We start from the raw sequence: 12,053 nt of genomic DNA on the forward strand, positions 1-12,053 counted from the left end.
AGATTTACATAACTGAAATTCACTACAAATAAATGATGCCCGGGATCCCGGGCATCATTTATTTGTAACAGGCTTTACTTTGAAAGGATTTGCACTATTATTTCCATATAGATGAAATAATTAATAATGGACAATGAGAAGCCAACAAGAAAAAATAGGCCAGGTCAAGGCCGCCCCTTTAAAATGAAAATTTGGGTTGAAGCACTAGCAAAAGTGATTGAGGAAAGAAAAATTGCATTTCTTACTCAAGAGGAACTTGTATTTCTTGTGAACAAGGAAATCCCAGAGAAAGACTGCCATATAACCACTAGAACATTGAGAAATTGGGCAGCAGGAAAAACCGACCCAAAAGATAATGAGGTTGCGGAGGAGTTTCTAGACCTTTTTAAAACGGCTCTAATAGAGCAGAAACTAAATATCGTAGATAACATTTTAGCAGGTGGTGACAAGAACTGGTACAGATTGGGATGGCTCGCAGAAAGAGTCTACTCAGACCAGTTTTCATTAAAAAAAATTACAGAAATCCAGCACACCAGCAACCAACCAATTATTCAAATTCAAGCAGCCGATTCAAAACAGGCCCAGCTAATTGATAGTATTATCAACGTAGATTTTGTAGAAGTTCCAAAAAAGGTAATTGAACTTACAAATGATAATAAGGAAGGTGATTATGGATTTTAATGCAAGAGGAAGCTGTTGAGAGCATTGGTCACACCAAAGCATTTACAAAGATTGCTGAATTAAGGAAAAACTTAAGAATCCTGTGTGGCGGCACATCTGCCTCAAAAACCACAAGTATTTTACAATATCTAATTCACATAGCTCAAAAAAGGGAACTAGTTATTTCCATTGTAGGGAAGAACCTTAACAAACTTAGGCGTGGTGCCTATCAAGGTCAGTACGGTTTCATTGACATCTTAAAAAAGATGGGATTATATGACCCGAAGAACCACAATCTTACCAATAACATCTATATGCTGGGAAATTCAAAGTTTGAGTTCTTTGGTGCGGATGACGAGCTTGGAAGTCGTAGAGACGTACTCTTTGTGAATGAGGGAACCGAGATTGACTTTGAGTCATTTTCCCAACTTCATATGAGAACCAATATGCTTACCCTTATTGACTTTAACCCTAAATCAGAATTTTGGGTACATACTGAACTACTTGGAAAGGTAGATTGTGATTTCCTCACACTTACCTACAAAGACAATGATTTCCTAAATGAAAAGATTGTAAAAGAGATTGAATCATGGGAGGAACTTGGTAAATCATCAGAGTATTACGCCAATAAGTGGAAAGTATATGGACTAGGAAAATTGGGGATTCAATCGGGAGGGATTTACAAAGATTGGAAAGAAATCGATGAAGTCCCAGAAGGAGCAGAACTGATTGGCAGCGGACTAGATTTCGGTTGGAATCCTGACCCTGTGGCGATGGTATCACTATGGAGATATGAAGATAAGTTGATTGTTGATGAAGTGATTTATGAAGGTGAGTTATTTAATAAAGACTTGGCTGACAAGATAAGGAAGAGCGGGGCAAATGATGCAATCATTTACTGCGATTCTGCATCACCCCAAAATATTGCAGAATTGAGAAGTTACGGTATAAATGTTCTTCCAGTAACCAAGGGTGCGGGAAGTGTTCTTTATGGTATTGGGATAGTCCAAGAAAATTACTTCCATGTCACTTCAAGGTCGAAAAACCTTATTAAAGAACTATATCAATATGTTTGGAAAACAGATAAAAATGATAAGGCGTTAAGTGTTCCCCACGGTGTGGACCATGCTTGTGATGCACTCAGATATATTTTTCGAATGAAGTTCTCTAAAAAGACCGAAAAATTCAGTTTGAAATGGAGAAGATAACTGATTACAAATTATATGATTTTCTAACGTTAGAAGATGAAAGTATCATCAATGATTATCTCCCAATACTAGAACTATTATCACCAGTTACTGAGATATTGGACCCGATACATAAAAGCCTCGGCATTGTAAAAGTTACGCCCGTTAGGTCATTAAAATTTGGTGAAGTCTTTATCCTTAGAAATCTTCTTACAGAGGGCAGCGGTCAAAGCCTCATCGAGGCGGTTGGCATTGTTACAAAGCTACCAAAAGAGACCGTCTTACAATTTACAATCATCCCATTTTACAGTATTGTTAATGGAATTTTCACGCAGCTTATTGAGGTTGATAATATGATGCAAAACGAGTTGGAAAGTGAGGATGAGGATATTGAAATGATTGAAGCCCAGGCGAGCGAAAGAATGTCCAGATTTGGAATCGTCAACACTATTGATAACCTAGCTGGAGGAGACATTCTAAAATGGAAAGCTATACAAGAACTACCCTTTATGGAAGTATTCACCAAGCTAGTGATGGATAAGACCAAGGGTGATATAATGCAGGATGTCAGAGCCATCCAAGAGAGAAACAGAAAGAATAAGTAATGCATGATTTTTTAAAAAATATAGCTGATGACAATGGCTGGGTGTTTGAATATGCCCGTCAGGACTATCTTAACCTTTATGACGATGTTGAGAGCGGCAAAGTCTACATGATGGTAGAACCGATAACCTCGGACAGCACATTCAGTGATGCAGGGAATGAAAGCCTTTCGTACAGCGGAAAGCTGTTCTTAGTTATGTCTTCCGATGTCGATGATGAATATAGCGACAAGTATGAACAGTATATTAAGCCACTTTTCTCTAATGTTAGAAATCTTTTGATTGGAGCATTCGCTTGTTCTGATTTTGATTTAAAGGTCTTTAAAACTACCGAGGTGATTAACTTGTTTGACCAGAACCTTGACGGTCTGCTAATCAACTATTCAGCTATTCAAATAAATTAAAGATGCTGAGTGAAGATGAGAACAAGAAGATACTTGAGGAGGAGATGGAAAGCATAAAAACCGACATCCTCCAATTGTATTCTAGTAGTGGAAAAAAGACTACAGGAGAGTTTGAAAGAGGGCTGCAAATTGAATATAACGGCCTGACAGCAGTGCTAAAAGGATTTACATATTTGTCGGGTAGGCGTAGTGGAACGGCTCCACCAATTAAGGCAATAGAAGACTGGATAAAAGCTAAGGGAATCAAGCCATTAGAAGATAAGCTTTCCATAAGTTCACTGGCTTTTCTAATAGCTAGAAAGATTGCTAAAGAGGGAACAGATAAGCAAAGACACCTACAGGTCTATTCCCAAGTAATCACACCAGAACGCATCCAAGGAATTCTTGACAGGGTTAGCCAGCTTAACGCAAATGCCTTTGTGCAAGAGGTAACAGCAACAATAACAAGAAGCTTTAATGAGCATCAATGATAATATTTTCAAAGGACCTTTTACCGATTAATCCTGCTTACAATGATTCTATAATTCAGTTCAGTTCTGATAGCATCACGGAGGCAACCAAAGCAATCATCACAATCGAGGGTGATAGCTTTATAACCGTACCGTTGAATGGCATTTTTACCTTCAATTTAAAAGGGATTATTACCGCTAAGATAAATACCAATCGGCTTGAAGATACTATTTTTCCTGACCTTTCAACAGGTGAAATTTCATACGCTGATGAGAATATCGGGAGAAACTTCGAGGTTGACATTGAAGTTCAAAATAATGTCACATCTGAGGTGATTACCAAGATGTATTACTTCCAAAGGAGCGTAGAGCAATTACCAAATTACAGACGACTTTCCGAGCTTCCAAGTGATGTAAAGGTGTTATTGCCAAGTGACAACTATTTGGATTATCAGGTAAAAATGACCGAAGGTTATCCGTTTGATATTGCAGTAAATGGCTTGGCCGAGGGTGACACCTACCAGCTCAAAAACATCACGACCAATGATGCTACTCCAATTTACACAGCCGCCACAAATAATGCTGTGAGGTTATTCATTTCAGATGGCGCTTTTGACACCACCAATACAAATACCCTATTCATTAGCTCCATGATGAACCACGTGGAACTTTGGGTCAATGGGTCATTCAAAGCAAACGTAAGAGTAAACAAGATAGATTCACAATGCGGAATCTACCTTAAGTGGGTTAATACAGAGGGAAGCTACAGCTATTGGTTATTTGATAGCATTTTCAAAGACACCTTGATACCAAAGACAGTTGATGAGTTGGCGGGGTCTTACGACAACCTCCAGAATCTTAATTCAGCATCATTTATCCTTGGAAAGACAGCAAGAAGAACGCTTCAACTAAACACAATTTTCGATAAGACCGAAGCAGAGTATTTGAGTGACCTTTCTATATCACCAGTTGTTTGGATGTATGCCCATCAAGTTCCATTTCAGCAGGTCCAGGACCGCTATGATTGGATAGGTGTAACTCTGAATGATGGGCAATTCCCTGTAGAAAACAAGACCAACAAGAATAAGTTTTCGACCACAATAACACTGCCCAATGTAAACACAATTACCCAATAATGCAGATATTTTTAAATGGTCAAGAGCTGGAGCTTGCAACCGATGCAAAGGTGGCAATTACACTTCAAGCCAATGACATTGCCGATATAAGCAAAGCAAATACTTCATACACAAATAAATTTGAGTTGCCTAGAACAGCTGGTAATACAAAGATATTGGAATACTTGGGTATTAATGGTTCTGCAACTAGAATACCTTATAGCCTTACCAATGTGAACCTGTTTGAAGATAGTTTACCGTTGGTTGTGAATGGCTACTGTAATATTGAACAGACATCACCAACAAGCTATAGCATGAACATCTACGGGAGTGAGAAATCTTTATTTGAGCTGTTGAAGCAATATTCAATTCAAGATATTTTTCCCGATACAAATGTTGTTTGGAGTGCACCAAATCTATTGCAGTATACGACAGGAACAACCACATTTTGTTTTCCTGTGGCGCAGTATAATGCGAATACTACCTCAAGTTCATTCATCGCTCCAAGTATTTTCACTACGACGGAAGTGATGCGCTCATCACCTCACTTCTTTGTGAAGTATATCTGGGACCAAATATTTGAAAATCTAGGCTATGTAGTTGAATATCCAATGGTGGCCGACGAAGATTTCTCTAAGCTGGTGATTCCTTCTAAGAAAGGCATCTCACACTTTCCATTTGTGAATCATGGCGACACCTTCAATGTAAAGCAACTTGTACATGATGTTGGGTGTGACGTATTCATAAGGGAGATTATGCAAAGATACGGGTTGGTTGTGAAGTGTAACGAGTTCACTAAGACAGTAACATTCACGAGGATGGAAGATATGCTTTCCACAAGCCAAGTAGTTGATTGGTCTGATAAGGTTGATAGTATTGTAAGCAGCAAGTATTCGATAGGTAGTTATGCTCAAAAGAACCTTTTCAAATATGGTGAAGATGTAGCTGATGAGAAGTTTCCTTACTTCTTTCCAGCTGAGCAGTTACAGGGGTCATTTGAAATTGATAATGCGCTGTTGCCAAGGGAAACAACAGTTCTTGAAAGCACCTTCCAGAAGTCAAAGGCGTGGGGTGAACTGACGGGGGCAACAGCTTACGAAATGCATGGAAGATTTTTCCACCCACCTGATTTTTCATTGTTTGGGCACTTCCTTTTTGATGTTTCTGAGAACACAAAGGATGAAGAAAGTACTGAGCTTTCACCTAAAGAAATTCCTTTTCAATTGATGTACTTGCAAGGTTTTCCATCACCTGCTGGAGTAGCATTTACATTTTCATCGCCATTAGGAACAACTCATACTGCGACCGTTCCTATCCGAGTATGTACTAACTATCACATTGATTGGCAGTACTACATTGATAGACATTATGGCCAGCTAAACAACCTATTCAACACGATGGAAGTTGTCAAGGTAAAGATGAACATATCCACAATCGACATATACCAATTGGACTTCTTCAAGAGAATATATCTAGAACAATTCGGTTCTTGCTTCTTCCTAAACAAGATAAGCAATTGGCAAAAGAACAAGGTCGTTGAAGTCGAGCTTGTCAAGATACCGCCCTTCGAGGCATAACACGAAAATTGATAAAACATGAGTGGCTCAACAAATAGAAATAATAAGTTTATCGATAGACACCAACGCCTTACTTACCAAGCTGAGTGAGACCAAAAAATCTATTGAACAATTACAAGCCAGCCAAAGAGAACTACAGCAGGCAGGCGAGGGGAGTAGCACCCAATTCATTCAACAAGCAGCACAATTACGCAACCTTCAACAGTCCTACAACAGGCAAATAAATGTTGTTCAGCAGTTAGAAGCAGCTAATAGAAATGCTGCAAATGCTACTGAGGCTGTCAACACAGCTTTGAGGTCAGAGATTAAAAGTATTGACCAGGCGACCGAGAATAATAAGCAATTACGAATCGTAAGGAATCAATTGAATCTTTCTACTGAGGAAGGTAGGGCAGCGTTGGAAGCAATCAATAAGAAGATTGACCAGAATACCGAATTCATCAGGGAGAACGTCTCAGCTCTCGAACAGCAGAAGATGAATATTGGTAACTATACTGATAGCATCAAAGAAGCTTTCGGAGCAATAAACCCTTTTAATGGTGGTCTTTCAGGATTTGTTGCAAGAAGCAGGGAGGCTGGCGGGGCTGGCAACCTATTGAAGCAATCGTTCTCACAACTTGCAACGGGTATTGGTGGTGTTACGAAGGCGGCTGTAGGTTTTATCGCTACGCCTCTCGGTGCTGCGATAGCTGTAGTTACAGCAGCATTTGGTGCAATGAAAGCTATTGTTGACTATAATCTTTCCTTACAACAAGCCAACAAGGAACTGAAAGCTTTTGGTGTAACCGCAAGTGAACTTTCTAATGTTAGAAATGAAATCTCAGCGGTAGCCGAAGCCTTCGACAAAGAATTTAAAGACATTGCTGCTAATGCGAATTCTCTAGCAAAAGCTTATGGAATTTCCATGAGTGAGGCGAATAGGATTATAGCTGAGGGACTTGCTAACGGAGGGGCAATGAACGAACAATATCTTGAGAGCATAGGGGAATATGACCAGCTTTTTCAGAAGGCTGGTTATTCTGCACAAGAGTTTGTGAACATTATAAATCAATCAAATGCCGAAGGTGTATTTTCAGATAAGACAGTTGATGCCATTAAGGAAATTGATATAAAGCTTAAAGAACAAGCTACTGGGACTAGGGATGCGTTGGTGTCGGCCTTTGGAGCATCGTTCTCAGATGAGATTCTGAAACAGATTAGAACAGGGGAAAAGACTACAGCGGAGGCTCTAGACGCTATAGCAAAGAAAAGCACTGAGGTTTCATTAACACAGCAACAACAAGCTGCCCTTACTTCAAACCTCGCATCTTCTGCTGGAGAAGATATTGGTGGAATAATGAAGTTATTCGATGTAGTAGGTAAGGCGGCTAACAAAACTCTTGATGAGACAGCTAAGAATCAGTTAGAATTAGTTGATGCCAATGAACGATTAAATAAAGCGCAGTCCGAACTTTTTGAAATAAATGGGTTTGGTGACATCTGGACCAACATAAAAATCGTGGCTGTTGATGCGCTTGCTTCGATGTTGGAATATATCAGCGATGTTAAGAGGGACATCCAGCCGCTAATTGACTTTGTTAGTGTTGTTTTCTCTAATGCATGGGCAAGTCTAAAAACTACGATAGGTGTTGTATTTGATTTTATTGGTGGTGGGTTCAAGGTAATCGGGAACACCGTAAGCACCTTTATCAACTTCTTCAAGAAGGTATTTCAAGGTGATTTTAGCGGTGCGATTGATGCCATTAAGCAAGGTTTTATGAGCCTTTTGAATATTGTAAGTAACACATTTGCTAAAATTAAAAACACAATCATTGACGGTATTAAAACCATCGTGAATAATATCCAACCTGTTCTGGATTTCCTTGGTGTAGATGTTGATAAGCTAAATAAAAAGCTTGAAAATTTGAAAAGCAAAAACGTTCAGGTTAAGGCATCTACATCAACAACTTCAACCACGACTTCAACTGCAAAGGAGAAGACTATTGTCGCAGATAAGGACCCGAACGCTGGTGCTAATTCCAAGGCTGCAGCCGATGCTCAGAAGAAGGCAACTGATGAAAAGATAAAGCTTATTGATGCGGAGATTAAGAAGCAAACAGAAGCCTTAAATCTTTTCATTGCTCAACAGGACATTAAAAAGAAATCGCTTGCTGATGGACTGTCATTCGAAGAGAAGCTGATGCAGAAGCGTTTGGCGATTCTTGAGACCGAAAGGAAAGCTGGAAAGAAATCGCAGGATGCTTATGAAGCTGAGAAGCTAAATATCACCAATTCCTTCGCTAAGAAGCAAGCCGAGGTAGCTGTTCAACTGGCCGCTGATGAATTGGATAACAAGAAGAAAAGTCTTGAGCATCAGAAGTTGGATGATTCCTTTTTCTCTGAGGAAAAGCTACTTAAAGCGTTTGACCTGAACAATCAATTGGCACAAGCCGAGAGGGATTTCCAACTAGTTAGAAAGGACCAAGGGGTTATCAATGAACAGGAATATAACGCAGCGGTTGACAAGATAAATGAAGAAAACCGTATCAAGAATGAGGAAGCTCAAAAAGCGAGGGATGAAGCCAAGAAGGAACAGAAAGCCATCGACCTTGAGAACCAAAGATTAATTGATGAGGAAAAGTTTCAGAGTGACCTTGAACTAGAGTTATACAGAGAAGACCAGCGTTATCAAGCAGAACTATTAGCAGCTGAAAAGACAGGGGCCGACACCACTAAGATTGAGCAAAAACACGCTATTGCGAAGAAGAAAATAGAGGATGCCAACCTTAACGCTAGGCTATCCGCATACTCAAATATGTTTGGTCAAATCTCTCAACTCCTTGGGGAGAATACAGCCGCATCTAAAGCAGCAAGTATAAGCCAAAGTGTCATCAACACCTATCAGGGGGTAACAGAGGTTTGGAGAGCCAAATCGACACTACCTGAGCCGATGGGAACAATTGCAAAAGTAGCTTCAACTGCTACGGTATTAGCTTCTGGTCTCGGAGCAGTGAAGAAGATAACAGCAACCCCAATACCATCAAAGGCCGAGGGTGGTGAGATTCCAACACTTAGAGCTGGAGTAATCAATAATGGTAGCAACATTTTACCACTTACCAATGGTGATGATACACTTGCTTATGTACGTCAAGGTGAAGTAATCTTGAACTCTGACCAACAAAGGCGTGCTGGTGGCCCTAGATTCTTTAGAAGTATTGGAGTGCCAGGCTTCTTTAATAATGGAGGAATCGTTGGAGGGTATTCTCAAATTGAAAATCTAGGACAAGGTATGAAAATCGACTATGATATTCTAGCGAGCAAAATTGGTGCGGAGGTAGGAAGGGCCAACCTACAATTGCCTTCACCTCAAGTTGCAATAAGGGATATTACCGAAGCACAATATAGTGTTGCAAAAGTAGAAGCAGGAGCATCACTTTAATTTTTTTAATATTTTTTTCTACTGAGAACCCTAGCAAATGCTGGGGTTTTCTGTTTTCAATAAAATAATTTACACTTTTTTCCAACCTCACGGTGTCTTTTCGAGAACTGCTACATATTTATAGAAAAGGACAAATATGAATGATAATAAAAAGCACTTGGATGAGGAATTGAATGATTTCCTTTTCAGGTGTTACCAGCTTAAGAAGAAAGCAAAAGCCGAATTGGACAAGCCAAACAGCCTACCATATTGGTTGGTAAGGTTACTAAAGAATAATCCCTCTCAAAAATAAGAAAAGCCGAGGGAAAGAGAAAAAGATGTTTAACGAAAGATGAAAAAGAATGCAGTAAATGAACAGTGGAAAGCCATTAAAGCTAATCAAAACTATGAAGTGTCAGACCAAGGAAGAGTAAGACACCACTACAAGAACGGGAAGGTGAAAGTTCTAGCACCGCTAACCAATGGGCAGAACGATAATGATTATCTATTCGTGATGATTGACAGTAAAAAGAACTATATCCACCACTTGGTATTAGAAGCCTTTGTCGGGGAGAAGCCAGAAGGATATGAATCTGACCACATGAACGGAAAGCAAGATAATAGATTGGTATCACTCCGTTACCTGACAATAGCTGAGAACCGTTCTCATAAGGGAAGTAAACATGGTATGTCAAAGCTTACTGAGAGATTGGTAAAGGCAATCAAAGGGCTTGCCGATATGGGAATTACTCAAAAGCAAATTGCTGACCTTTACGAGGTAAGTGCATCAACAATCAGCTCAATCATTACGGGCAAGACTTGGAATCACGTGGCCTAATGAACCAGACATATTTTAAGGAAGTTGGGGCAATTAAAGCCCTTACAAGAGAAGAACAGAACGCCTTGGTGGTAAGAGCCAAGGCTGGGGATGAGAGAGCAAAGGAGAGGCTTATTTCAAGCCATCTAAGACTGGTTATTCACTACGCAAAGGGCTTGGAGAAATACCTTGCAAAAAACGGGTCACTTACAATTGATGACCTGATATGCGAGGGAAACATTGCACTCATTGATGCGGTGAATCATCACAATCCATCAAGTGGGGCTACCCTTAGCTACTTCGCTGGGGTAGTTATAAAAAGAAGGATAATGTCTTTTATAAGCAACAATAACTCTAGTATTAGAATCCCTGAGAGAAAGCTAAAAGAACTGCTTAAGCATGATAAATTGGAAGATTCACCAAATTTTGAACAAGAGCCGAGGGAAAATAAATATCATCTACCAACAAAGGTAAATCTATTTGAATTTGAAGATAACAATGAGGATGATGAAAACAACAAAGAAATGTGGGAAAAGATTCATTTGGCCTTAAAAACACTAAAGGCGAGGGAAAGAGAAATAATTGAAATGTATTATGGCTTGAACGACCATATTAAAAGAACCCAGTTTGAAATATCTACAAGATTAGGACTATCAAAAGTAAGAGTGGGTCAAATCATAAAGAGTGTAATTATAAATTTGAAAAAATCCTTTGAATTTCGGGACTAGACTATTCATGCCAATAATCAATCTGTTCCTCGTCAATTTCAGGTTCAGCATCAATGTGGAGTTCTACTATTTCTAATTTTTCGAGATATTTAGGTTCAACAAATATTTCAAAATTCCCGTTCTGATTATAGTCTCTAGCAATCAATTCCCACTCTACGACTATCTTAGCTGTATCTAATTCAGGAAGTAAAGAAATTTTAAAATACCGATTAGTCTTTTGAATAAGTGGTGAATCTTTGACAGGATTATAAGTAATTATTTTGGAGTCATTGTCAATATCAATAAATGGTAAATGTTTATCAATTATTGGAAAATCCTCCTTGTGAATCATGGTTACACCCGAAACAAATTTGAAAGTTATATACCAATTCTCAATTACTGAACCGCCATCATTCTCCATTACAATCTCAAAATCAACATAGGACTTGTTTGTACCTCTTGGAAACAAACATGCCGTGAAGTCAAATGGGTCAAACCTAATTTGACTTTTGAATTGCTGGGATAAAATTTGTTCATGGGACTTGTCAGTAGGTTGATACTTCGTGATATTTTTAACGAATGTTGGATGAAGGGTCAATTGCTCGTTAAAATCATTAAAGGAAATATTGATACTATATCCTTTCCTTTGATTTATTCCAGTAAGATACCAATTTAAAACGTTGGTGTATTCTTCTAATAAATCAACAATATCTTCCCAACAGTACAATAAAATTTCGAATGAAGCTTCTCTGATATTTTCCAGACTTTTCAATCTGACAAATTCCTCAATTTTCACGTCCTTACTTGCAGTTGTTACTATTACGAACTTTTCAAGTTTTGGCTTGAAGGATTTTGCCTCATTAATTTCCCTCAAGACTTCCTTTGTAGTGAGTTGTGTGTTTAGATAATCATCTTTGCCTTTACACTGGATTCCCCAAAATTCGGTGCTACCCTTGGGAATACCATATACATCAACACCGCACTGTTTCTGCCCAGAGCGACCATTTTTTTTGATGGTATGTGGAATTTGCCAAATTTCGCCCCACAATTTTTTACATAGAGATTCGAAATCTTGCCAATTTAGAGGCTTGCCTACGGACTTTTTCATAGTCAAATATATAAATTCCCCATAAATATT

At 38.9% G+C, this 12,053-nt stretch carries 11 protein-coding genes; 10 read left to right on the top strand and 1 reads right to left on the bottom strand.

Features of this window, described 5'->3' with window-relative positions; all coding sequences use genetic code 11:
• The first annotated feature begins 126 nt into the window (after nt 1–126).
• From ACT6R0_RS04600 to ACT6R0_RS04645, 10 genes are all read left to right on the top strand, one after another.
• Nucleotides 127–681 carry a hypothetical protein gene (locus tag ACT6R0_RS04600; RefSeq protein ID WP_444651718.1) on the top strand — a complete coding sequence of 185 codons (555 nt, stop codon included), beginning with the start codon at nt 127–129 and terminating at the stop codon, nt 679–681.
• Entirely contained in the window at nt 681–1,868 is a 1,188-nt protein-coding gene (locus tag ACT6R0_RS04605; RefSeq protein WP_444651720.1) for a terminase large subunit, read from the top strand. Before ACT6R0_RS04600 ends, ACT6R0_RS04605 begins: the two co-directional genes overlap by 1 nt.
• Nucleotides 1,856–2,452 (top strand): hypothetical protein, encoded by a 597-nt coding sequence (locus ACT6R0_RS04610; protein ID WP_444651721.1) that lies wholly within the window; start codon nt 1,856–1,858, stop codon nt 2,450–2,452. Before ACT6R0_RS04605 ends, ACT6R0_RS04610 begins: the two co-directional genes overlap by 13 nt.
• Nucleotides 2,452–2,853: a hypothetical protein gene (locus tag ACT6R0_RS04615; protein WP_444651723.1), complete on the top strand. Its 402-nt coding sequence runs from the start codon at nt 2,452–2,454 to the stop codon at nt 2,851–2,853. Before ACT6R0_RS04610 ends, ACT6R0_RS04615 begins: the two co-directional genes overlap by 1 nt.
• A 2-nt stretch (nt 2,854–2,855) precedes the next feature.
• Complete coding sequence (locus ACT6R0_RS04620; RefSeq protein WP_444651725.1) at nt 2,856–3,323, top strand: hypothetical protein; 468 nt, start codon at nt 2,856–2,858, stop codon at nt 3,321–3,323.
• Complete coding sequence (locus tag ACT6R0_RS04625; protein ID WP_444651726.1) at nt 3,320–4,438, top strand: hypothetical protein; 1,119 nt, start codon at nt 3,320–3,322, stop codon at nt 4,436–4,438. Before ACT6R0_RS04620 ends, ACT6R0_RS04625 begins: the two co-directional genes overlap by 4 nt.
• Nucleotides 4,438–5,994, top strand: a complete 1,557-nt coding sequence (locus tag ACT6R0_RS04630; RefSeq protein WP_444651728.1) for a hypothetical protein — start codon at nt 4,438–4,440, stop codon at nt 5,992–5,994. The genes ACT6R0_RS04625 and ACT6R0_RS04630 overlap by 1 nt, the downstream gene beginning before the upstream one ends.
• Nucleotides 5,995–6,016: 22 nt before the next feature.
• Entirely contained in the window at nt 6,017–9,412 is a 3,396-nt protein-coding gene (locus tag ACT6R0_RS04635; RefSeq protein WP_444651729.1) for a hypothetical protein, read from the top strand.
• Nucleotides 9,413–9,743: 331 nt separating this feature from the next.
• Nucleotides 9,744–10,229, top strand: a complete 486-nt coding sequence (locus ACT6R0_RS04640; RefSeq protein ID WP_444651730.1) for an HNH endonuclease — start codon at nt 9,744–9,746, stop codon at nt 10,227–10,229.
• Complete coding sequence (locus tag ACT6R0_RS04645; protein ID WP_444651732.1) at nt 10,229–10,936, top strand: sigma-70 family RNA polymerase sigma factor; 708 nt, start codon at nt 10,229–10,231, stop codon at nt 10,934–10,936. The genes ACT6R0_RS04640 and ACT6R0_RS04645 overlap by 1 nt, the downstream gene beginning before the upstream one ends.
• A gap of 1 nt (nt 10,937) precedes the next feature.
• Here the strand turns inward: ACT6R0_RS04645 and ACT6R0_RS04650 are convergent, their stop codons facing one another.
• Nucleotides 10,938–12,023, bottom strand: coding sequence for a hypothetical protein (locus ACT6R0_RS04650; RefSeq protein ID WP_444651734.1), 1,086 nt, complete (start codon nt 12,021–12,023; stop codon nt 10,938–10,940).
• Nucleotides 12,024–12,053 lie beyond the last annotated feature (30 nt).

This window comes from Flavobacterium sp., assembly GCF_052437795.1.
In the GTDB taxonomy this organism is placed as follows: Bacteria; Bacteroidota; Bacteroidia; order Flavobacteriales; family Flavobacteriaceae; genus Flavobacterium.